Genomic DNA, 21,946 nt, shown 5'->3' on the forward strand with positions numbered 1-21,946 from the left:
CTTGCCTCGATACCTTTACTTGAATTACCAAATCCAAGACGTACGTAATGGTTGTATCGCCAATACAATCATTAAGACAACGTAAATCCACCAGCTACCTTGGGTAAGTATCGGAAACAAAGCACTTAACATCAGTGCAAAGAAAAACATGGTCAAAAACAACAGGATTTGCAGTGCAGGGGTGTTATTTTTCAGGCACGATTGAATTTTTTCACCAATACCATTTCCTGGCTGTGATATTAAATGAACAACTAATGGAAAGGCACATAAGATAACCAAAAGTAGATCAAACCACCAACCAATGGTCAGTAATACTTTATAGAACGAGGCGATCAATAGCGTAATCGTAAAATACACTAGCATCACTAAAACATACTCAATCATAGAAAATCGGCTGAGCTTGTTGCTTAAATAGTCTTCGAATGACATTTTGATACTCCTTTTAAAAAATGTGGATAAATCGTAGCCGATTCAGTTAAGGTACTTAAACTAAGTATAGACTTTTGTACCGAACATTATCTTAAAAGGACATTTTTTGCGAGCTTTGCCAAGCAATCCAGTTCGATCCCTAAACAAAAATCGGCTCTGGATTGCTTCCCTTTCGCTAGGCTCTGGGTCGTAACGACGGTTTTTTTAAAATTGTCCAATATAAAAAGGATGGACATAACTCTTGGATTATTATCGTTCCCTTAAGGCATTGTGTTTTGCTTTTAAAATCGGCTTTAAGATGTAATCCAATACCGATTTCTCGCCAGTAAGTATATCAACAGTTGCCAGCATGCCAGGTATAATATAGAGCGGTTTATTTTCCGTTCCGAGGTAATTTCTATCGGTTCGAACACGTATTAGGTAAAATGTTTCATCACGACCATCTTTCTTTTCTGTGATTGTGTTAGCACTGATTTGTTCAACAATCCCTTTTAAACCACCATAGATTGAATAATCAAAAGCGGTGATTTTGACTGTCACATCTTGTCCTGGGCGAATAAAACCGATATCTTGTGGTTTAATTTTGGCTTCAATTAACAAGGTGTCATCCAACGGTACAACCTCCATGATATCGGAGCCAGGTTTTATGACACCGCCAATGGTTGTCACGTAAATTTTATTAATAACCCCTTTAACAGGTGAGCGAATCGTTGTGCGGGTAAGTCTATCTTCTTCATCGAGTAAATTTTCACTTTGTGATAGTAGCTCTGCTTTTACAGTGTTGAGTTGTTCTAATGCATCGGATTGGAATTTATATAATTTACTCTTTAATTCATTGACTGTACGTTGCAATCGTAGAATTTCCACTTGTGAAACAGCCCCTCTTTTAACCAGGGGGAGCGATAAGGTAAGTTCTTGTTCTGCTAGATCCATCGCTTGCTTTAATTGAGTGATTTCAGATTTTCGTGATTCATATAGTTTTTTTTCAGCTTTTGATAAGGATGGATGATTTTGTTCTAACTCTTTAGGAATATCAAAGGGGGTATCATTGACTTCTGCTTCCAGACGCATCACTTTAAGCTTCAACGCGGCAATCTTCTGATTAAGCTCAGAAAAACTTGATCGGAAAATAGTATTATCAATTTGCATTAACTTTTGTCCTTTTTCAACAACTTCCCCTTCACGGACATAGAGTTCGTCGACAATACCACCTTCTAAGTGTTGGATTAGCTGAACTTGGCTTGAAGGAATGACCTTGCCTTCGCCTTTTGTTACTTCATCTAATATCGCATAATTGGACCAAACTAAGGCAATCACAAAAAAAGAAAGTGTTCCCCAAAGAAGAATATGGCTAAAAATTCGAGGCTTGATGTCAATCATGTTTATCGGACTCCTCTCCTTTTGCTATGGCCATCCCTGATTTTAATGCGGATATGACGGCATCTTTTGGTCCGTCAGCCACGATCCTTCCATCATCGACCACAATGATGCGATCAACAAGACTAAGCATGGAATATTTGTGTGTGATCATCACCATCGTATGATTTTTAGTTAAACACGTTTTTAGTTGCGCCTTAAAAATCCGCTCACTATTATCATCCATAGAGGTTGTTGGCTCATCAAACACAATAATTTTGGGATCATTAAGCAAGGCTCTTGCAATCGCAACTGCCTGCCTTTGCCCACCCGATAATTCGCTGCCTTTTTCACCCACTTGTCTATCGAGCCCTTGGGGGTGCTGATTGGTAAAACTGCCGATCCCTGCAATATTACAGGCGCGTATTAATTCTTTATCATCGACAAAAGGCGATCCAATGGTGATATTGTCACGAATTGTGCCATAAAATAAACTAACATCTTGTGGAACATATGCAATTTGTTGGCGTAAATCAGCAGGGTTAATTTGGATATAGTCTGTGCCATCAATTAGAATGCTTCCTGCTGTTGGGGTATACAGTTTTAAAATAAGTTTAGCGATGGTCGATTTACCAGAGCCAACACGGCCAATGATTGCAACCTTTTCCCCAGCATGGACACCAAATGTAATATCGTGCAAGACCGGATTTTCATCTTCTTTAAAACTAAAATTGACTTTTTTAAAAGAAATATTCCCGGTTAGGTTTGGGCGGTGGAGGTATTGACTATTATTATCGTAATCTGTGGATAAATTCATGACTTTATCAAGTGAGTTTAATGCGTTCACAGATTGGAAATAACGCATTATGACGGAAGCAACTTGCGCCATGGGTGCAAGCGCTCGACCTGTTAAAATAGTGCAGGCGATCAGCGCTCCCATCGTTAATTCGTTCCAACCAATTTTATACACACCAGCGATTACCATCGCAACAGTGGCAGCCTGCTGTGAAAAAGTTGTGAGATTTATACTGATATTTGACCAAAATCGTAGTTTTAGGTTATTAGCAGAGGCTTCTTTAATGATTTGCTCGTAACGAGATTGTAAACTAGATTCTGCTGAACTGGTTTTGACGGATTCAGCATTGTAAATCGATTCAAATAGAATCGCTTGCTTTTCCGCGGCAAATTTATAACTCATTTTAGTCAATTTTATTAAAGGCCATTGTAAAACAATCCCGACAAAAAATACAAAAGGAATGACAATAGTGGGTACCAGGAATAAATTACCTCCGATGAGGTAAATAATAAAAATAAATAGGATCGAAAAGGGCAGATCAATGAGAATTGTAATTGTGCTTGAGGCGATAAAATCCCGAAAGGTTTCAAATGACTGAATCGTATTTGCAAAGGACCCAACCGATTTTGGCCTTTCCATCATACTAATACCCATCATGTGTTCGAAGATATTGGATGATAGGTCGATATCACTTCGTTTAGCAGCTTTGTCAAGAAAGTAGGCACGCAATGATTTCATGGCAAAATCAAAACAAAAGATGATGATAACGCCGCTCGCTAACACCCACATTGTTTCGATAGCTTGATTTGGCACAACACGGTCATAGACATTCATTGTAAATAATGGAACAACGAGGGCAAACAAGTTAATAAGCAAAGAAGCAACAATAACTTCATAATATGTTGGCAGGGAACGTTTCATGACAGACCAGAACCAGTTCTTTTTTTCCTGTTTCAAGGTTTGGCTGGATCTTTCAGAGAATTGATATTCGGGTTCAAACTCAATTAAATTCCCTTGATAACGCTGCTTAATGTCATCCAAGCTGATATAAGGTTGTTGCTCATCTGGTTTGATTACCTGTTGTATGCCTTTTTCATCAGCAAACATCAAGCAAACTTCATTGTCATCTAAGAGAAGTATTGCTGGTAATTGGTTGTTGTTAATTTCCTCGAGCGGCAAACTGATTTCTTTGCAATTTAAATGAGCTCGTTTAGCGGCTCTTGGTAAGGTTTCAATGGATAGTTTATTATTAATCAACGGTAAACGAGCGGTTAACGTTTTACCCGTTTGAGGGTTTTGATAGTAGCGACTTAAAAGCACTAAGCAAGCCAGCATCGGATCATGCAGCGGTAATTGACTGAAGTTAATGGTATGCCATATTTTTGCATGGGAACTGTTCATGTTAAATTATGTTCTTATTGTATTCATTAAATATTATAGTCGTGAAATCAATGATTTGCATTGATGAAATACACTTGATACTAAGATATGCTAAGCTAACAATACAGTAAAGGGATTATTTGACAGATATGATGAGATGGATCGTTTTAGTATTGCTTAGTTTAAACCAAGCTGCCGTATTGGCTAAAGAGTTATCTGAAGCGGCAATATTGACCCAGCAAACGGATCAACAAATTTGCATTGATCAACGTTTACCGGAGTGTGAGCAGAAATGTTCTTCAGAGTTTAGCAATAGCATTCATTGTCAAGGTCTTTGCAAATTCAATATAAGTAATGAATGTCGTGATGCAGGTGAATAGCGATTGCTTATTTCTTTTGTGTTTGTTGGTTTTCTAAATTTTCATTTCCAACGTCATCATCATAGTTATGCTTTTCTTCCACAGTCGAAGGGGGCATATTATCTTTAGTCATTTCTGGCTGTTTCGCAGGAGTCATTTCATGGTGATGAAATAGACTATGATGCTTATGAGGTGTTTTTTCATCTCTTTTCTCGGTTTTTGGACTTTGGGCTGCAGGCGTAGGGGAGGTATCAGCGGTTTTGGGTAGGGGTGTTGCCTGGGTCTGAATGGTATTTGAGGAATCAGAAAGGTCTTTTGATTTAGTACGCTCTTGGATAGTGCTTGCAATAGTAGTCGCTGCTGCTAGGTTATTACTTGCAGATGGCTGAAATTTGTTAGAAGCACTATGTGATTTAGAAGTTCCATCTTTTTGCTTGGGTGATACATCGGAAGGACTTGTATATTGATCAATTGTTCGACTCAAAGCAGGTTTGAACACGGTATCAAAAAGCTTGTCTAAAGCAAGTGAGATGATAACGGAATCAAGTATTGAGCCGACAATCTGGATGCTCGTTGTAAACAGTGCTGTTGATGCAGCCGATATTGCAGGACCTGATAGATAGCTACCTAATAAAGCACCTGGGATATAGCTCAAATACATTGCAATTAATGAAACGATGAAGCCGGTTGTGAATTCTCTAAAGGCAGTTATCACAAGATTTTTTGCTAACGTAGCCAAACTTTCGCGCTCTTGTTTTAGACTGATGGTAAAGAAAAATGGAAATTTGCGACTAAAGTGAAATCTGACATCGAAGAAATGGTTAACTAAAACACGTGCAAGATTGTAAATTGTCGTTGCGGTAGCAATAACGGTTGCCATGATTAATGGCATAATCAAGTACGTGAATAAAGGTCCACCAAAGGGCAACCCAACAATACTTAATATATGGACCGAAATAGGGGCTAATATCGATGCGCTACTGAGTAGCATGAAGATCCCTGTCGCTAATATCATTTCGCCTGCAGCAGCGAGAGAATAACCCAGGAGGTGTTCAAGCTCTCTTTTATTTGGCCATCGACCCATGGTGGCACGATAGCGTATAAGATGAAGCAAGAAATATACACCGGAAAAGACGAGCGGCATCGCCAACAGATTAATGAGTGGCAACAATGCTGCTGTGATAAATAACGCTAATACTTTTGCCATATTGCTAGCAAAGGCTGAGGCAATTTTTATACCTAGCCTATCGGTTATCTCTGGATTGAGGAGTGGATTAAGGCCCTCTGTTAGCAGTGCATATTTTTGACGTTCAATTGCAAAGAGTTGTTCTGTTATTTCATCTTCATTTTTCTTTTTATTGGCTTCTGATAGGTTTTTCGCTTTCTCAGCATTGACTACCTGTAAATCATTATTCGTTTTGACAATATATATCAGCTTGTTATCATCTGTTTCAGGGAAGTTCGCCAAAGGTTGGCCCAGGGCATCTAAAACCGCCTCTTTATTGGCTGTTTTATAATTAAGTTTAACAATGAGATCGGTGAAAAACATTATTTAACTCCCAAAAACCCCATAGGGTTGCATGCCAAGCCTGAATAGTTTGTTGAAACGTATTCCATATGTTTCATTTAATTCAATTATAATTCATATTTCTTAACATTTTATGAAGCTATGTCAGTGATAGACTGTTAAGCTTTGGCGTGACGAAAAGGTTGCAGTGCAACTTTGATCTTTTTGTAGAGTAATGTGACCCACTTGGGTTTGCCGATAAGATGGGTAGCCGCAGGTGCAACCCGCATATCATTTGGGGCGATAATTAACGTACTATTTTCTAAGCCGACTCGATTAACAATTAGAAATATTTGATCGATGGCTCTATCGCCAACTGCTAAACACCCGACAGAGACATTTTTACCATGTAGAAAAATATTGCCACCCAAGTGGCGTCTTCTTTCTAGACGAGCAATACTGCGGTCAAAACTGTTTGGGTAGTCAATTTGGATTGATAAGTGAAATTTTGAAAAAGGATTTAACATTGTTAAATTATAAATTCCTTCAGGGATTTGTTTATCATGTTCTTTTAATTTCGGGCCAAGGGCACCGCTAAATGCCGTTAGTTTATAATTTTTAATCCATCGCCATTGATTATCTTGCTTTGCCCAAAGTTCCATCTTTTTTTCTTTCTTAAACGCAAGAAATGTAATTTCTTTTGGAGGGTAAGAAACATGGGCTCGCAGAAATGCGTTTTGTAGCGATGGTTCCGTGCGCAAACCATATTTTTCTATGGCTATATTGACTGCTTTATGCCAATTAATTTTTGGGGCCATTGACCAAGTGAGAGAAGGGGAAATACACAAAGTGAGTAAGATATATATAATTCGCATTACGTTTACTATATGAGAAGACAATTAAGAGCTTATCAATTTTTTATTTATTGGGCAATAAATATCTTATTGATATAATAATCAACTGCTTAATAAATAATACAAATGACTTACATACAGAACAGCCTGTATAAAAATAGTTGTTTGCCTATTGTGAAATTAGAAGTCCGTCGTTGGGCATGTTCACTAAAATGGGGGGGGATTGTTTCATCAAAGTAAAGGGCTTCAATTTAAAGAGGCCATTGAGATCATGCCTGACTATCGCAATCGGGGACAGTTGGCTAATATGGTGCTGCTTTTGCTCAAGGTAGGACTGATGAACACTGCCGAAATAAATCGTTGTTTTATCATGTTTTAATTCGATGGGTGAGAGCCATAGCCGAATGACTAAAAAGTCGCCTTGAACTTGTTTTACCATGACTAATTTTGAAGATTTCGCCTTATATAGCTGCGGTAAAAAGGGTAGCTTCCTGTACCACGAATCATTGGCTTTTAATCGACCTAAAAAGGCTTGAAAAATATGATCATCCACTGCTTGCCATCCTTGTGACTGAAGGGCCAATCTAAATACTTCTAAATCACCGGCGAATTGAATATTCATATAACTAACGGGCGTACCCCATCGATTTCGACGGATTTGTGGTGGTGTAAAACCTTGTTGATTCCACCACTGATTCTTTGTTATTAAACTAATTTTTTGCTTGAATGGGTGTGTTTCTTTTAGTTGAGGGAATTCTAGAAATGAAAAGGCTATTGCGAATGAGATAATAATTAACGCATAAAAGCTAACCCAAGGTTTAATATCCGTGTTTAAGGGAAGATGTTTTCGCCGATAAAATAGCCATAATATGGTCGCTACTAGTAAGCCATTGAGGCTAGCTATTAAGATGTCAGTGAAACTCAACTGGGCAAAATATAAATGCGTTAACGCACTAAATCCAACAAACACAATAAATAAAACAGTCGTAAGGCCAGCATGCATTTGTTTATAACCATAATTGGTAAACAATAACACGGAAGAACATAAGGATGTTATCCAGCTTTGCTGCAAGCAAGTACTTAAATGAAAGACAGGGTATAACAGCGGTTGAGAAATATTCTGGCAACCACATAAATTAATCAGCAAGGTTAAAATTGGTATAAAAAACCAATATCTTAGCGTTCGCCATTGCTTATGTAATAAAAAACCTGTCGCCAAAATCAGATAAAAATATACTGTGATATAAAAAGATGTTAATAACGCAGTAATGATCAGGAAGGTGTCAAAATAACTGTTTTTAATACTACTGAAGAAATAATAAATCCCTTGGTCTAACCCGTTAAGCATAGGGGAGGATTGAAATAAGTTAATGAAAAATAACGAGATTAAAATGATTAAGATGCTTAGCAGTAAAAAACAGGTAGGAGCATGGTCTTTTTCAGCAGGGGGAGTAATCCATAAAAAAATAGATTGCACACGCCGATGGCGCTTGGCAAAAATCCAAAAACGATGAAAGCTATGAGAAAGCCAAATTTTACTGTGAATTAGTAACCACTTTAAACCGATTCCTGCTATCCAAATTGCAAATAGCGCTAAAAGCACACCAACAAATAACTTGGTGGCACTCTCATTTGAAAGTTCAGAACTTGCAGCGCCAATTAATACTCCTGGGATAACATATAATATTGACCATCCAATAGCTGACAACACATTTGCTGTTAAAAAACGAGATTGTTGCATTTTCATCATACCGGCTATTATCGGTATGAGCGAACGTAAAGGACCAATAAACCGTCCGATGAGAACACTTTTTCCACCATGTTTGGTGAAGTAGTCCTTTCCATACGCTAACCACTTAGGGTATTTGCTAAAGGGCCAGACATACGCTAGTCGGTCACTGTAATAATACCCTAAAAAATAGCTTGCACTATCACCACAAGTTGCTCCAAGAATTGCTGCTAGTATGGTTAAATCAATTCTCATAACGCCCGAGCCAGCTAAAATCCCAATGGCTGTCATAGTAACTGATCCCGGAACAATGCTCCCAACAATCGCCAACGATTCTGAAAATGATATAAGAAAGGTAATGATTAATGCCCAGTGAGGGTTGTCTGCTAACCAGACTGTAATCGGCTGAATATAGTCAGTGAATAGATGCATGGTTAATTCCCAAAAATACTTGAGAGGACATTCTCATAATCTTGGGTAATTTTTAAAAAAGACACATCATCAACGTAATCTTTAACCTGAACCATTTTCATTTTGGCATAGCCGCAAGGATTAATGCCGTCAAATGGCTTCAAATCCATATCAATGTTCAAGGCAATCCCATGATAAGTTCTTCCCTTTTTTACGCGCAAACCAATGGAAGCAATCTTAGCCTCATCGACATAAACCCCGGGTGCGCCACATTGAATTTGTGCCTTAATTTTGTAGAGGCTTAGCAGTTCAATTAATGATTTTTCTAATAAGCCAACGAGGGTCCGTATGCCCAGATTCATCCTTTGTATATCAAGCATGAAATAGACAACTAGCTGGCCAGGGCCATGATAAGTGACTTGCCCACCACGGTCTGTTTGAATGATGGGGATTGACCTGGGGTTTAATATGTGTTCGGCTTTACCTGCTTGACCTTGCGTGTAGACCGGCGGATGTTGTAAAAACCATAGCTCATCGTTTGATTTTTCATCTCGCTCACTTGTATAGCTTTTCATCTTCTGCCAAGTACTTTCGTAGTCAACAAGTCCAAGGTGCTTATGAATCAGGGCCATCATATTACCATTTTAACCTGTGGATGGGCGGTTAATGCATTGTAGATTTTATCCAAATTCGACTTTGAAGTCACATGGAAGGCAATCGTGATGGAGATGTAACGATGGTTTGTGCTTGGCTGATAAGTAAATGTTGGTTTATCGCCTTGCTCACAATGGTCATGTGACAACTGTCGAATTTCTTCGATGTATTGATGATCATTGGGGCCAAAGACCTTAATTTTAAAGTCAGTAGGAAAATCCATCATGGTATGTTTATTAGCCATTCGATTAATATTTTCCAATATAGTTTAAGCTTTCCCAAACCAATTATTCCAAGTTAATTTAAAACCATCCTTAAATCTAACAAAAAAACCACCTTTTTGCACATCATGCAAGGCATAGAGTGGTTTTTGTACAACAGGTTTGCCTTCTAATTCGATAATAAGCTCCCCAATTTGTTGCCCTTGTTTGATAGGCGCTACTAATGAGCTTGGAATATTGGTTGATACTTTCAGTTTATCATAGGTGCCAGTTGGTATAGTGATATATTGGTCACTTTTAAGGCCGACGTTGACTTGATTGAGTTGCCCTTTGTATAAAGGAAGACTGGTAATGGTTTCCTTGGCTTTAAATAGTTGATGGGTTGTAAAGAATCGGAAACCATAGTTAAGCAACCGCTCACTATCATCGGCACGTGCCGCTTCTGAAGGTGAACCGAGCACTACGGCTATGAGACGCATGTTATCTTTTTTAGCAGAGGACACGAGGCAGTAACCCGCATCATTGGTATGGCCTGTTTTCATACCATCAACGTGACTATCTCGCCATAACAGCCGATTTCTATTGGGTTGTCTAATGCCGTTGTAAGTAAACCATTTCTGTTTATACCAATGGTAGTATTGAGGAAATGATTGGATCAACGCACGACTAAGTATCGCTAGATCCATGGATGTGGTGTATAATTCGGCGTTGGGGAGGCCGGTGCTATCCGTGAAATGGCTGTTTTTCATTCCAATCGATTGAGCCTGTTGATTCATGATTGCCGTAAAACCCTCTTCTGAACCCCCAATATATTCAGCCATGGCCACACAAGCATCGTTCCCAGAATCGACGATAATGCCTTTTAAAAGATTTTCAACGCTCACTTGCTGACCTTCTTTAATAAACATGCGAGAACCACCTGTTTTCCAGGCTTTTACACTCACAGGGACATTATCTTCTAGTCTAAGTTGACCACTGCTAAGTGAATTGGATATCACATAGAGCGTCATTAATTTTGTCAAACTAGCAGGTGGCAACTTTTGCTCACTGTTTTTTTCCGCGATGACCTTGCCACTATCAACATCAATCAAAATATAGGATTTTGCATTAATCGTTGGGGCTGTGGGGATAGTTAATGGTCCTTCGGTAGGACGAGGCGGCTGTTTTGGCAGGGTTGTGGCTTGGCCATAAGACACAATGAAACAGAAAATTGTAACCGCAACATATTTATAAGGAAAATATAGCCTAAGCATAATACATCAATCCAGTCTTTAAAATCGTTATAATAACATATTGGCTGTATTGGTAAACGGTGATGAAAAAATATTTCGCTAGAATTCTTCGTCATCATCAACACTAAAAGAAGATCCACACCCACAGGTGGTTTTTGCATTGGGATTTCGTATCACAAATTGCTCGCCTTGAATGCCTTGAACGTAATCAATCTCAGCTCCTTGCAGAAATTGATAGCTCATTGAATCGACAACCAGATTAACACTACTATCACCAAACGAACATTGCTGTTTGACAATGATATCATCAGTATTCGTTTTGTTATCAAAAGCAAAGCCGTATTGAAACCCTGAGCACCCACCACCTGTGATGTAAACACGTAGGCTCAAAGAAGGATCATTTTCCTCTTCTAGGAGAGAAAAGACTTTATCCGCGGCACGCACAGTGAAAATGATATCTTGTAGTTTATCATCGGCTTGATTGCCTACGACAGTACTCATAAACAGCTCCAAAAATTAATGCTCTCTACTTATTATTTTATAACTTCTTCAATCTCGGCGCCACCAATGCAGACATTTTGTTGGTAAAACACAATATATTGTCCGGGAGAAACGGCACGTTGAGGTTCTGTGAACATCACCACATGGCTGCCTTTTGCATCCGGTGGTGATAATAAACAACCTTGCTCTGGTTGACGATGGCGGATTCGACTATAACATGTCAAGGGCAAATTTGCGCTTTGGTTGTCTAGCCAGTTAATACCTTGACAGATCAATCCTTGGCTATAAAGAAGCGGATGATGGGTCCCTTGTGCAACAACGAGCTGATTCGTATTAATCTTTTTTTCGACTACATACCAAGGTTTTTCTTCCGCATTTTTTTGCCCACCAATATTTAAACCCTGACGTTGTCCAATTGTATAGTACATCAACCCATCATGCTTACCGATAGACTTCCCAAATGTATCAATAATTTCGCCTGGCTTGGCTAATAGATATTCCTTTAGAAAAGAGCGGAACCGCTTTTCCCCGATAAAGCATATTCCAGTAGAGTCCTTTTTATCATGGGTGATAAGATGTTGATCCTTAGCAATTTGGCGAACTTCTGATTTAAGATAATCGCCGATAGGAAATAAGACTTGCGAGAGGATATTTGGATTAATCGCATGCAAAAAATACGTTTGATCTTTTTCTCTATCTTTTGCTTTGATTAATTTAAATTGCCCATCAATTTGCTTAGTTCGGGCATAATGACCTGTGGCGATAAAGTCTGCCCCCAGTTGAAGTGCATATTGAAAGAACAATTTGAATTTGATTTCTTTGTTGCATAGAATATCAGGATTCGGTGTGCGTCCTTTTTGGTAAGCCTCTAAAAAATAGGTAAAAACATTATTCCAATAGTCTTCAGCAAAGTTGACCGTGTGTAAGGGTATATTGAGTTGTTGGCAAACTGCTTGGGCATCTGCAAGATCCAAAGCTGCGCTGCAATGGGCATCCTTATCATCTTGCTCCCAGTTTTTCATAAATAATCCTTCTACTTCATATCCTTGCTGCTTTAACAGCCAGGCACAAACGGAAGAATCGACACCACCGGAAATCCCAACAATTACTTTGTTCATGTAGTATGTGTTATTTAGTTCACAAAAAGGCTATTATATAATAATTTTAAGCAATCTTCAGTATATTGTGAGACTAATATGCGATTACATTTGTCATACCCCCCTTCGGATACAATAATGATCAGTCCGGAACAAGAAAGATTACCATCACACGTCATTACAATAACCCCCGTTCAAATAGTTTATAATTTGCAGCAGTATGGTGATTATTACGACCTCACCTTGAAGACGAGCTGTCAACTTACGTTGTGTTGCCAGCGTTGCATGGAATCGTTCGAGTATTCCTATCAAAATAGGACTCAGATAGGGTTGTGTGATAGTGATGAAGTAGCAGAGCGGATAATGGATCAATACGAGCCCGTTGTTTTAGAAATGGATGAAATCCCCTTTGAAACCATAATTATTGATGAGCTACATTTATATTTACCACTTTTCCATTCCGATGAAAAAAGGTGCCTTACCGTCATGAACGCCATATAGAATCACTTCGATTCAACAACCACAGTAACCGTCTCCCCATGTCTGGGGAGACGGTTACATAAAACAAGATAGACAGAAGTGCGTTGATTTTCTGTACGAGGTGCAAAAGTCATGGATTACCAGGTATTTTATTTGATCTTTAACAGAAAAAAATTTAACGAAAGACTTGGCAGCCAAAGAAAAAATAGGTAATATTGCTCCTTTATTGTGACAAATTGGTTAGGAGCAATACAATGGCTGTGCAACAGAACAAAAAATCACGCTCAAAACGTGATATGCGTCGATCACACGATGCTTTAAGAAAACCAACAACATCTGTCGATGCTGTTACTGGCGAAACTCATTTGCGTCATCATATGACACCTGATGGTTATTACCGTGGTAGACAAGTTGTAGACAGTGAAACCGTTTACGAAGAAGAGTAATAATATTGAACAACGTGACACTAGCTATTGATGCAATGGGTGGTGATTACGGGTTGCCCGTGGTCATACCTGCTTGCGCAAAAGCCCTGAAAAGGAATTCAGGATTAAAATTTCTGCTAGTTGGCGATGAAACGCTGGTATCAAAAGCGTTAATTAAGCATGGAATAGCTAATCATCCTCGAATAACAGTGATTCATGCTAGCGAAACCGTTGAAATGGATGAGCTTCCTTCGCATGCTATGCGTAATAAGCGTGATTCGTCTATGCGTGTCGCTGTAAACCTTGTCAAAAAAGGGATTGCAGATGCTTGCGTTAGTGCGGGTAATACAGGTGCACTAATGGCTATTTCCCGATTCGTTTTAAAAACCCTCCCGGGCATTGATCGCCCAGCCATCATGTCTGAAATGCCAACGATACATGGCACAACGCGTGTTATGGATCTTGGTGCAAACGTAGATTCATGTGCTGAACATCTCTTCCAATTTGCTGTCATGGGTTCTGCCTTAATTCGCGCAGTGGATAAAATTGAAAATCCCAAAATTGGTTTATTAAATATTGGCGTTGAAGAAATCAAAGGCAATGATCAGGTGAAACGGACGGCCAATATGTTAGCTGATTGCAGCTGTTTAAACTATGCAGGTTATTGCGAAGGAGATGATTTTTTCACGGGTGACTTTGACTTGATTGTCTGTGATGGATTTGTCGGTAATGTCGCATTAAAAGCGAGTGAAGGCTTAGCGCGTTTTATCCAACACCAATTAAAAGAAGCATTTAAATATTCTTGGTTTAGTCGGTTGAGTGGGGTGATTTCATTACCCGTGTTAAAGCGATTTAAAAAAAAGATGGATCCCTCTCATTATAATGGAGCGTGCTTGCTTGGACTAAATGGCCTTGTTGTTAAAAGTCATGGTGGTGCAAATGTCGTTGGCTTTGTCGCTGCAATTGAACAGGCAAATTTATTAGCCAAAAGGGATGTTGCCAATATAGTACGTGATAAAATAACCGAATTTGTAAATGAAGGGCTTATCCTATGATTTATGCGTCTATTCACAGTACGGGTGCCTACTTGCCCAATAAAAACCTGCATAATGATGACCTCCCAGCCAATTTAGAAACGAATGATGAATGGATTTATGCTCGAACGGGTATTCATAGTCGCTATATTGCCAATGAGAAAGAAACAACTGCGTATATGGCAGAGCAGGCAGCCCTTGATTGCATGAGGAATGGGAATATTTCACCCACTGATGTGGATATGATTATTGCAGCAACCTGTTCACCAAGCCACTTTTTCCCTTCGGCCGCCTGTTTTATTCAAAAAGCAATCGGAGCAAAAGATACGACGCCTGCGTTCGATTTGAATGCTGCCTGTAGTGGATTCGTGTATGCGCTAGATGTTGCTAGTCAATATATACAAAACGGAAAATATCGTTCGATTCTAGTGGTTGGTAGTGAAACCATGTCAAAAACTGTGAATTGGAATGATCGAAGTAGCTGTATATTATTTGGAGATGGAGCAGGTGCTGCACTCGTAACTGCTTCTGACTCACCCGGAATTATTGCCTCTCGCTTGCATGCGAAATTTGATCAGGATGGTCTATTAAATTATGACAACGCCACTCATCGGGACACCCGTTCTTCCATACATATGCAAGGTAATGAAGTTTTCAAATTAGCTGTTTTGCATATGGAGCAAGTGGTTGATCAAATCCTAGCAGACGCAAACATGGAACAATCGCAGGTAGATTGGTTAATTCCTCATCAGGCAAATAAGCGAATCATTATGGCCATTGCAAAACGTCTAAATTTACCGATGTCGCAGGTAATTTTAACCATTGAGACTCAGGGAAACACGTCGGCAGCTTCGATTCCCCTCACGTTACATCATGCTGTTAAAAACCAACAAGTGAAGCGGGGTGACACCATGTTACTTGAATCATTTGGTGGTGGCATGACTTGGGGCGCGATGCTTATCAAATATTGAGGTCATCAAATGAATACAGCATTTATTTTTCCTGGACAAGGCTCCCAGTCAGTTGGCATGTTAAATCAACTTTATGATTGTTTTCCTCAATATTGCACGCAGTACTTTGAGTTGATATCGCAACACGCGGGGTTTAATGTTTGGGATTTAGTCCATAATGGACCAAACGATAAACTTAACCAGACTGAATACACTCAGGTCGCGATGTTAGCTTCGGATGTATTAATCTACCAATTATTCAGGCAAGCTTTTCCTGAGACCATCCCTCAGGTGATGGCGGGACACAGTTTGGGTGAATATGCCGCGTTAGTTTGTGCTGGCGCGATGACAATTGAACAAGGTATAAAAATTGTTCGACGACGCGGCCAGCTGATGCAAGAAGCCGTGCCATTGGGTGAAGGCGCAATGGCAGCAATCGTTGGTTTAGAAAATGCGACGGTATCATCCCTATGTGATATGGCAAGTGATGAAGCATTTAAGGTTAGCCCTGCTAATTTTAATGCTCCTGGTCAAGTTGTTGTTGCTGGTCATACCGCTGCAGTTGAAAAAGCAATTACTTTAGCTGAAAAACAAAATGCGCGTCTGGCTAAAATGATACCTGTCAGTGTGCCGTGCCATTGTGATTTATTAACAGACGTGGCTTCGGAATTTGAAACATACCTTTCACAGTTTACGTTTCTTTCGCCTAAAACACCGGTAGTAGCCAATGTGAATGCCAAGCCTTATACTTCTGCAGAAGAGATACGACCCTGGTTGACAAAGCAGTTATACTCTCCTGTGTTATGGGTAGAAAGTATCGATAATATGGTGAGAACTTATTCGTTAAATGAAGCATTGGAAGTAGGGCCTGGCAACGTTTTATCTGGATTGGTCAAACGAATTGATCGTTCCTTAAAACCAATATCAGCCTTATCACAATTGTTAACAAGCCAAGTATTAACTAATCAGTAAATGGGATATTTATGTCAGACATAAAAACTGCTCTTGTAACGGGTGCTTCCCGAGGTATCGGACATAGCATAGCCAAAAAATTGGCATCAGAGGGGTATCATGTGATTGGTACTGCAACGACATCAGCAGGTGCCGCTTCAATTCAAGATGCATTAGCATCTTATCCAATACCAGGTGAAGGAAAAGTATTGGATGTGAGTCAAGCCGATCAGATTGAGACATTACTTGCAGAGATTTCTGAAAAAGGACAGAGTCCTTTAATTTTGGTTAATAATGCCGGGATTACGAAAGATAATTTAGTGTTGCGCATGGATGATGATGAATGGCAATCGGTAATTGATACAAACTTGACCGCCATTTTTAAATTAACAAAAGCGTGTTTACGAAGTATGTTTCGCGCTCGATGGGGGCGAATCATTAACATCAGCTCCGTAGTTGGGTTTACCGGAAATAGTGGTCAAGCAAATTATACAGCAGCTAAAGCGGGTTTAGTTGGCTTTTCCAAATCATTAGCTGCTGAAATTGCAAGCAGAAATATTACCGTGAATCTGGTAGCGCCGGGATTTATTGAAACGGACATGACCGATGCTTTACCCCAAATGATTAAAGATGAGTTGTTAAAAAAAATACCGATGAAGCGAATGGGGCAACCTGACGATATTGCTGAGGCTGTGAACTTTTTGGCCTCAGAAAAAGCAAACTATATAACAGGTGAAACAATTCATGTAAATGGTGGCTTATTTATGCATTAAAAAGCTTGCGTTATCAAATTAATTTTATAAACTTAACTGAGTTATATTTTTTGATAACAACGAATTAATAAGAAGTTTGGATTATTTTAAATGCATTTATTGTTTACTTAATACTAATAAGAGGATTAAAAAATTATGAGTACTGTTGCTGAACGTGTTAGAAAAGTTGTAACTGAGCAATTGGGTATTTCTGATGAAGAGTTGAAAAATGATGCATCATTTGTTGATGATTTAGGTGCCGATTCATTGGATACCGTTGAACTTGTGTTAGCGCTTGAAGATGAATTTGATACAGATATTCCTGATGAAAAGGCTGAAAAAATCACCACCGTTCAGGAAGCAATTGACTATGTTGAATCCAATATTGGTAATGAAGACGCTTAAACTGAACCAGCCAAAGGTGAGGATACGCTTTGGCAGGCGGCTTTAATCTGACGGGAGTCCTCGGTGGTATTTTAACACCGGGGACTTTGTTTATTATGGTGTATCTGGGGGCATCCCTTGCAATTCTGAGTCGCATTAAGCTAACTCTTAATCAGGACGTGTTCGATAAATGGAATAATAAGCAACCATACAAAGTAATTAGGATCTTAGGTGGCATCAATATTTATACAATACAATGATAAAGTTGCATATCAATACTTATTTTCAGTATCCTATTTGAAATGTTAAGGGTACTTTTTTTGGGAGAATTGCTTTGGCTAAAAAGAGAGTAGTAATAACTGGAATGGGGTTAGTGACTCCCCTAGGCAATAGTGTTGAAACGAATTGGCAATCCATTCTTGCTGGAAAAAGCGGTGTAGCATTAGTTGATTCCTTCGATACAACAGAATTTTCCACTAAAATTTGGGCTAAGGTTAAAAACACAAATTTTGATGACGATATTCCTTTCAAAGAACGAAAGAAAATGGATATGTTCACGCAATATGCTATGGTTGCAGCCAACGAAGCGATAGCTCAAGCAAACATATCGCATGAAACAGTCGACCTTGAACGAGCGGGTGTTGCTGTCGGAGCAGGCATCGGTGGAATCAAAACAATTACTGACAATAATGAAAGATTGATTGAATCCGGTCCTAAAAAAGTATCTCCGTACTTCATCCCCGCCGGAATTATCAATATGGCTGCCGGACAGATTTCCATTCGCCATGCTCTAAAAGGTCCTAATATTTCGATCGTCACGGCTTGCACAACGGGTACACATAATATTGGTATAGCGGCACGTTTAATTGCTTATGGCGATGCTGATGTCATGGTGGCAGGTGGAACCGAAATGACTTCAACACCTCTATGTTTAGCGGGTTTTGCAGCCGTAAGAGCTTTGTCGAAGCGCAATGATGAACCGGAAAAAGCCTCTCGTCCTTGGGATAAAGATAGAGATGGATTTGTGATGGGCGAAGGTGCTGGTATTGTCGTGCTGGAATCTTATGAACACGCCCGCGCTCGCGGTGCAACCATTTTCGCAGAAGTAAGTGGTTTTGGCATGTCAGGTGACGCTTATCATATTACTGCACCTGATGAAGATGCGGACGGTGCGAGTCGTGGTATGTTAGCGGCAATTAAGGATGCGGGGATTGAACCTAATTTAATTGATTATATTAATGCTCATGGCACATCAACCTCCTTAAATGATATCAATGAAACTAAAGCAATTAAACGAATCTTTGGCTCCCATGCCTATGAGTTAACAGTCAGTTCGACTAAGTCAATGACTGGGCATTTATTGGGTGCAGCGGGCGCTGTTGAAGCGATTTATTCTGTGTTATCAATACGCGATCAAATTGCCCCCCCGACGATTAATCTGGATAATCCAGACGAAGGCTGTGACCTCGATTATGCTGCGCATAAAGCCAAGCCAAGACGTATTAATTTTGTGCTCAGTAATTCATTAGGTTTCGGTGGTACTAATGGTACGTTAATATTCCAAAAGGTATAATTGGGACATGGCTATTCGATGGGTTGTTGCACTTGGTATAATTATTTTGATAGGTATTGGGACATGGGGGGGTCGACATATCTATCAATTTTATCAACCCAATCCCGATGGCCATTTGCATAGCGATTATATTACGATAGAAAAAAACACCACGTTAAATCAAGTCTGCCAACAATTATTCCAAAAAGGGGTGATAAAACAACCCAAGCTATTATCATTTTGGTTGCGGATTCTCGGCATGGATAAAATTCAAGCTGGCGTATACCAATTTGTCGGAAAAAATGCGGTTATACAGTTTATGGACGATTTGAATAAGGGGCGCGTTGTCCAGCTTCCCTTTGTGATCATAGCTGGTAAAACTTGGTCATCGATTCAGACCCATCTTTTATCTATGCCTTGGCTTAAACATGATTTAAGTAGTGAAGTGATTGAAGAGATTAGCCCATCAAATACACTAGATGGCTTGTTATTGGCCGATACTTACTATTTTACTGCTGGCTCTAAAGCCTCTGACCTCATATTCAGAGCTAATCAACACCTTAAGACAGTCCTTAATAAATCGTGGCAATCCCGCGATGAGGGGTTGCCCTATAAGACCCCCTACGAAATGTTAATCGCTGCATCGATTATTGAAAAGGAAACGGCGATTGATGATGAAAGGCCAATTATTTCTCAGGTCATTGTCAATCGGTTGCAAAATCATATGCGTTTGCAAATGGATCCGACTGTCATTTATGCGCTTGGTACAGACTACCAAGGCGTTTTATCAAAAGATGATTTGCAAGTTAAATCTCCCTACAACACCTACCGATACAGCGGGTTGCCGCCGACACCGATTGCCATGGTTTCACAAGCATCAATCGAAGCCGCCGCACACCCCAGGACTGGAAACTATTTATATTTTGTTGCTTCAGGTGATGGTCACCATTTTTTCTCCAGCAATTACCAGCAGCATCGTCAAGCAGTTGACCGCTATATTCAAGGGAAATCATAATGTCAACACAAGGTCATTATATTGTAGTAGAAGGGTTAGAAGGGGCTGGAAAATCATCAGCGATAACGACTATTTGTTCGGTACTGCAGCAACATCAGATTGGTTATCACACTGCTCGTGAACCAGGGGGAACGCCAATTGCTGAAGCAATTAGGAGCATCATCAAAGGCAATATCGACCACGAAGTTTTGTCTGCTGAAACGGAACTGCTTTTAATGTATGCTGCAAGAAAACAATTATTGGAACATGTAATTAGTCCTAAATTGCGGGCGGGTACTTGGGTAGTTTCTGATCGCAATGAGTGGTCAAGCATTTCTTACCAAGGGTATGGTCGCGGGATGAGTTTGCAATTTATCAAACAATTGTCTGATTTTACAGTGGGTGATATAAAACCAGATTTGATCTTATATCTCGATGTTGAGCCAGAATTGGGGTTAATAAGAGCCGGTCAAAGAGGAACCTATGATCGTATTGAACAAGAATCGAAAGCGTTCTTTGAGCGTGTTCATAATGGATATAAGCAACTCATTGCCGACAGTGATCGTGCGCGAGTGATTTCTGCTAGTTTGCCAATCCAACAAGTTCAAAATGCGATTACCATGTATGTGACGGAATTAATAAAGCGAGTCGGTTAACCCATGGATATTGCCATACAAACACTGAAAAGCCATTTTCAAACATTGATACAGCAGCGTCGATTAAGCCATGCGCATTTGATTGAATGCCCACTCACAAAACCCATTGATGACGTGGTTCGCGGTTTTGTACCCCAATTGCTATGTAGTTCGATGTTAGATTGTGGGCAGTGTCAATCCTGTCTTTTGCTTAAGCAAAACGCGCACCCTGATTTAATCCAGTTGCCTAATGAGCAACAGACAGTCAAAGTGGCTGACATACGAGATTTATCTTCGTTTATTTATCAGGCACCAAATTTAGCAAACTACCGTGTTATCGTGATTGGTGCAGTAGACAAACTTAATCAGTCGGCGGCGAATGCACTGTTAAAAATGTTAGAAGAACCTCCAAAGCATGTGGTGTTTATTCTAACATGCCAAAATGTATCGCAAGTTCTAGCAACCGTTCGTAGTCGAACGGTCCAATGGAAGATACCTGTATCCATAATAAATCAAGATGATTTGGCTCATTTGTCAACGTGGCTTAATCAAGATGAAGGTAAGATGCAACTGCTCGATGCCAAATCGCGGTTAATTGACGAAATGAATGCTGTCTATGAGCTTAAAGAACATCCTTGTGATATCGCCCAAAATTGGCAGCAATATCCCATACAAGATTTACTATGGGTTTTATATATCCTACATGGTGTATCCCTGCGCAGTAATTATTCCAATGATATCCAGAAGGGATACTTTGGTAACAATACGATGATGCTTCAACAAGTCCAGCAAATACATGCTATGATAAAACTAATTAATAAAGGAATTGCTTTAAACCACATCCTCATGTGTGAAACACTTCTCATGGGTTGCAGAGGAATTGCTAAATGAGTGATGAAATTAAAGAAATAGAATGTATTTTTAAAACAGAAAATGCTTTATATATGGCATACATGCCATATGTAAGAGAAGGTGGTTTGTTTATTAGAATGTCCGAAGATTTGAAGGTTGGGACTGAAGTCATGTTAACCATTTTTTTACTTGACGAACCAGAACCCTATCAAATACGTGGGAAAGCAATATGGTATACCCCTAAAGGTGCGCAAGGAAATCGACCTGCAGGAATTGGATTTCAGTTCATGGGCGAAAATAGTCGTCCGTTATGTAATAAAATCGAAACATACCTTGCGGGTATGTTAAAATCAACACAATCCACCGATACCATTTAAAAAAATATGAAATATCTTTGAGCAGCAAGGGGCT

The 21,946-nt window shown here is 39.5% G+C and carries 23 protein-coding genes; 12 read left to right on the forward strand and 11 right to left on the reverse strand.

The window, feature by feature from the left end; genetic code table 11:
* Nucleotides 1-24 precede the first annotated feature (24 nt).
* From AB3348_RS00280 to AB3348_RS00290, 3 genes are all read right to left on the reverse strand, one after another.
* Complete coding sequence (locus AB3348_RS00280) at nucleotides 25-429, reverse strand: hypothetical protein (protein WP_367605543.1); 405 nt, start codon at nucleotides 427-429, stop codon at nucleotides 25-27.
* Nucleotides 430-678: 249 nt separating this feature from the next.
* On the reverse strand, nucleotides 679-1,809 hold the full coding sequence (locus tag AB3348_RS00285; RefSeq protein WP_367605544.1) for an HlyD family type I secretion periplasmic adaptor subunit: 1,131 nt from the start codon (nucleotides 1,807-1,809) through the stop codon (nucleotides 679-681).
* Nucleotides 1,802-3,982, reverse strand: coding sequence for a type I secretion system permease/ATPase (locus AB3348_RS00290; protein ID WP_367605545.1), 2,181 nt, complete (start codon nucleotides 3,980-3,982; stop codon nucleotides 1,802-1,804). Before AB3348_RS00290 ends, AB3348_RS00285 begins: the two co-directional genes overlap by 8 nt.
* Before the next feature lie 128 nt (nucleotides 3,983-4,110).
* On the opposite strand from AB3348_RS00290, the gene AB3348_RS00295 reads away from it, so the two are divergent.
* A complete protein-coding gene (locus AB3348_RS00295; protein ID WP_367605546.1) occupies nucleotides 4,111-4,341 on the forward strand; it encodes a hypothetical protein in 231 nt (76 codons plus the stop codon).
* 7 nt (nucleotides 4,342-4,348) lie between these two features.
* Here the strand turns inward: AB3348_RS00295 and AB3348_RS00300 are convergent, their stop codons facing one another.
* From AB3348_RS00300 to mnmA, 8 genes are all read right to left on the reverse strand, one after another.
* Nucleotides 4,349-5,869: a hypothetical protein gene (locus AB3348_RS00300; RefSeq protein ID WP_367605547.1), complete on the reverse strand. Its 1,521-nt coding sequence runs from the start codon at nucleotides 5,867-5,869 to the stop codon at nucleotides 4,349-4,351.
* A 137-nt stretch (nucleotides 5,870-6,006) separates the two neighbouring features.
* Complete coding sequence (locus AB3348_RS00305; RefSeq protein WP_367605548.1) at nucleotides 6,007-6,645, reverse strand: murein L,D-transpeptidase family protein; 639 nt, start codon at nucleotides 6,643-6,645, stop codon at nucleotides 6,007-6,009.
* 205 nt (nucleotides 6,646-6,850) lie between these two features.
* A complete protein-coding gene (locus tag AB3348_RS00310; protein ID WP_367605549.1) occupies nucleotides 6,851-8,842 on the reverse strand; it encodes a VTT domain-containing protein in 1,992 nt (663 codons plus the stop codon).
* 2 nt (nucleotides 8,843-8,844) lie between these two features.
* Nucleotides 8,845-9,447 carry a lipoyl(octanoyl) transferase LipB gene (gene lipB, locus AB3348_RS00315; protein ID WP_367605859.1) on the reverse strand — a complete coding sequence of 201 codons (603 nt, stop codon included), beginning with the start codon at nucleotides 9,445-9,447 and terminating at the stop codon, nucleotides 8,845-8,847.
* 5 nt (nucleotides 9,448-9,452) lie between these two features.
* A complete protein-coding gene (locus AB3348_RS00320) occupies nucleotides 9,453-9,719 on the reverse strand; it encodes a YbeD family protein (protein WP_367605550.1) in 267 nt (88 codons plus the stop codon).
* A gap of 24 nt (nucleotides 9,720-9,743) precedes the next feature.
* Nucleotides 9,744-10,949, reverse strand: coding sequence for a D-alanyl-D-alanine carboxypeptidase family protein (locus AB3348_RS00325; protein ID WP_367605551.1), 1,206 nt, complete (start codon nucleotides 10,947-10,949; stop codon nucleotides 9,744-9,746).
* Nucleotides 10,950-11,027: 78 nt separating this feature from the next.
* Nucleotides 11,028-11,429, reverse strand: coding sequence for an iron-sulfur cluster insertion protein ErpA (erpA, locus tag AB3348_RS00330; protein ID WP_367605552.1), 402 nt, complete (start codon nucleotides 11,427-11,429; stop codon nucleotides 11,028-11,030).
* A 32-nt stretch (nucleotides 11,430-11,461) separates the two neighbouring features.
* Nucleotides 11,462-12,547 carry a tRNA 2-thiouridine(34) synthase MnmA gene (gene mnmA, locus AB3348_RS00335; protein ID WP_367605553.1) on the reverse strand — a complete coding sequence of 362 codons (1,086 nt, stop codon included), beginning with the start codon at nucleotides 12,545-12,547 and terminating at the stop codon, nucleotides 11,462-11,464.
* 713 nt (nucleotides 12,548-13,260) lie between these two features.
* Between mnmA and rpmF the strand changes: the two genes are divergently transcribed.
* From rpmF to AB3348_RS00390, 11 genes are all read left to right on the forward strand, one after another.
* Nucleotides 13,261-13,452, forward strand: a complete 192-nt coding sequence (rpmF, locus tag AB3348_RS00340; RefSeq protein ID WP_367605554.1) for a 50S ribosomal protein L32 — start codon at nucleotides 13,261-13,263, stop codon at nucleotides 13,450-13,452.
* Between the two features lie 5 nt (nucleotides 13,453-13,457).
* Nucleotides 13,458-14,486 (forward strand): phosphate acyltransferase PlsX, encoded by a 1,029-nt coding sequence (gene plsX, locus AB3348_RS00345; RefSeq protein ID WP_367605555.1) that lies wholly within the window; start codon nucleotides 13,458-13,460, stop codon nucleotides 14,484-14,486.
* Nucleotides 14,483-15,436: a beta-ketoacyl-ACP synthase III gene (locus tag AB3348_RS00350; protein WP_367605556.1), complete on the forward strand. Its 954-nt coding sequence runs from the start codon at nucleotides 14,483-14,485 to the stop codon at nucleotides 15,434-15,436. The genes plsX and AB3348_RS00350 overlap by 4 nt, the downstream gene beginning before the upstream one ends.
* A 9-nt stretch (nucleotides 15,437-15,445) precedes the next feature.
* The gene (gene fabD, locus AB3348_RS00355; RefSeq protein ID WP_367605557.1) at nucleotides 15,446-16,387 is read left to right on the forward strand and encodes an ACP S-malonyltransferase; all 942 of its coding nucleotides are present in this window, start codon (nucleotides 15,446-15,448) and stop codon (nucleotides 16,385-16,387) included.
* Nucleotides 16,388-16,392: 5 nt separating this feature from the next.
* Complete coding sequence (gene fabG / locus AB3348_RS00360; protein ID WP_367605860.1) at nucleotides 16,393-17,139, forward strand: 3-oxoacyl-ACP reductase FabG; 747 nt, start codon at nucleotides 16,393-16,395, stop codon at nucleotides 17,137-17,139.
* Nucleotides 17,140-17,274: 135 nt separating this feature from the next.
* Nucleotides 17,275-17,523, forward strand: a complete 249-nt coding sequence (acpP, locus tag AB3348_RS00365) for an acyl carrier protein (RefSeq protein ID WP_367605558.1) — start codon at nucleotides 17,275-17,277, stop codon at nucleotides 17,521-17,523.
* A gap of 313 nt (nucleotides 17,524-17,836) precedes the next feature.
* Nucleotides 17,837-19,075, forward strand: coding sequence for a beta-ketoacyl-ACP synthase II (fabF, locus tag AB3348_RS00370; RefSeq protein ID WP_367605559.1), 1,239 nt, complete (start codon nucleotides 17,837-17,839; stop codon nucleotides 19,073-19,075).
* A 7-nt stretch (nucleotides 19,076-19,082) separates the two neighbouring features.
* Nucleotides 19,083-20,069 (forward strand): endolytic transglycosylase MltG, encoded by a 987-nt coding sequence (gene mltG, locus AB3348_RS00375; RefSeq protein ID WP_367605560.1) that lies wholly within the window; start codon nucleotides 19,083-19,085, stop codon nucleotides 20,067-20,069.
* A complete protein-coding gene (tmk, locus tag AB3348_RS00380; RefSeq protein WP_367605561.1) occupies nucleotides 20,069-20,704 on the forward strand; it encodes a dTMP kinase in 636 nt (211 codons plus the stop codon). Before mltG ends, tmk begins: the two co-directional genes overlap by 1 nt.
* 3 nt (nucleotides 20,705-20,707) lie before the next feature.
* Complete coding sequence (locus tag AB3348_RS00385) at nucleotides 20,708-21,574, forward strand: hypothetical protein (RefSeq protein ID WP_367605562.1); 867 nt, start codon at nucleotides 20,708-20,710, stop codon at nucleotides 21,572-21,574.
* A complete protein-coding gene (locus AB3348_RS00390) occupies nucleotides 21,571-21,912 on the forward strand; it encodes a PilZ domain-containing protein (RefSeq protein ID WP_367605563.1) in 342 nt (113 codons plus the stop codon). Before AB3348_RS00385 ends, AB3348_RS00390 begins: the two co-directional genes overlap by 4 nt.
* The last annotated feature ends 34 nt before the right edge of the window (nucleotides 21,913-21,946 follow it).

The organism is Legionella sp. W05-934-2, from assembly GCF_964199965.1.
GTDB lineage: Bacteria > Pseudomonadota > Gammaproteobacteria > Legionellales > Legionellaceae > JAFIFT01.

Bases quoted from the DNA above. Each gene is read 5' to 3' on its own strand.
- mnmA (WP_367605553.1), bottom strand. From the start codon at position 12,547: ATGAACAAAGTAATTGTTGGGATTTCCGGTGGTGTCGATTCTTCCGTT.
- AB3348_RS00310 (WP_367605549.1), bottom strand. From the start codon at position 8,842: ATGCATCTATTCACTGACTATATTCAGCCGATTACAGTCTGGTTAGCA.
- AB3348_RS00385 (WP_367605562.1), top strand. From the start codon at position 20,708: ATGGATATTGCCATACAAACACTGAAAAGCCATTTTCAAACATTGATA.
- AB3348_RS00350 (WP_367605556.1), top strand. From the start codon at position 14,483: ATGATTTATGCGTCTATTCACAGTACGGGTGCCTACTTGCCCAATAAA.
- fabD (WP_367605557.1), top strand. From the start codon at position 15,446: ATGAATACAGCATTTATTTTTCCTGGACAAGGCTCCCAGTCAGTTGGC.
- AB3348_RS00325 (WP_367605551.1), bottom strand. From the start codon at position 10,949: ATGCTTAGGCTATATTTTCCTTATAAATATGTTGCGGTTACAATTTTC.
- AB3348_RS00295 (WP_367605546.1), top strand. From the start codon at position 4,111: ATGATGAGATGGATCGTTTTAGTATTGCTTAGTTTAAACCAAGCTGCC.
- AB3348_RS00320 (WP_367605550.1), bottom strand. From the start codon at position 9,719: ATGGCTAATAAACATACCATGATGGATTTTCCTACTGACTTTAAAATT.
- AB3348_RS00280 (WP_367605543.1), bottom strand. From the start codon at position 429: ATGTCATTCGAAGACTATTTAAGCAACAAGCTCAGCCGATTTTCTATG.
- acpP (WP_367605558.1), top strand. From the start codon at position 17,275: ATGAGTACTGTTGCTGAACGTGTTAGAAAAGTTGTAACTGAGCAATTG.
- tmk (WP_367605561.1), top strand. From the start codon at position 20,069: ATGTCAACACAAGGTCATTATATTGTAGTAGAAGGGTTAGAAGGGGCT.
- AB3348_RS00305 (WP_367605548.1), bottom strand. From the start codon at position 6,645: ATGGCCCCAAAAATTAATTGGCATAAAGCAGTCAATATAGCCATAGAA.
- AB3348_RS00300 (WP_367605547.1), bottom strand. From the start codon at position 5,869: ATGTTTTTCACCGATCTCATTGTTAAACTTAATTATAAAACAGCCAAT.
- AB3348_RS00285 (WP_367605544.1), bottom strand. From the start codon at position 1,809: ATGATTGACATCAAGCCTCGAATTTTTAGCCATATTCTTCTTTGGGGA.
- AB3348_RS00390 (WP_367605563.1), top strand. From the start codon at position 21,571: ATGAGTGATGAAATTAAAGAAATAGAATGTATTTTTAAAACAGAAAAT.
- AB3348_RS00290 (WP_367605545.1), bottom strand. From the start codon at position 3,982: ATGAACAGTTCCCATGCAAAAATATGGCATACCATTAACTTCAGTCAA.
- erpA (WP_367605552.1), bottom strand. From the start codon at position 11,429: ATGAGTACTGTCGTAGGCAATCAAGCCGATGATAAACTACAAGATATC.
- mltG (WP_367605560.1), top strand. From the start codon at position 19,083: ATGGCTATTCGATGGGTTGTTGCACTTGGTATAATTATTTTGATAGGT.
- rpmF (WP_367605554.1), top strand. From the start codon at position 13,261: ATGGCTGTGCAACAGAACAAAAAATCACGCTCAAAACGTGATATGCGT.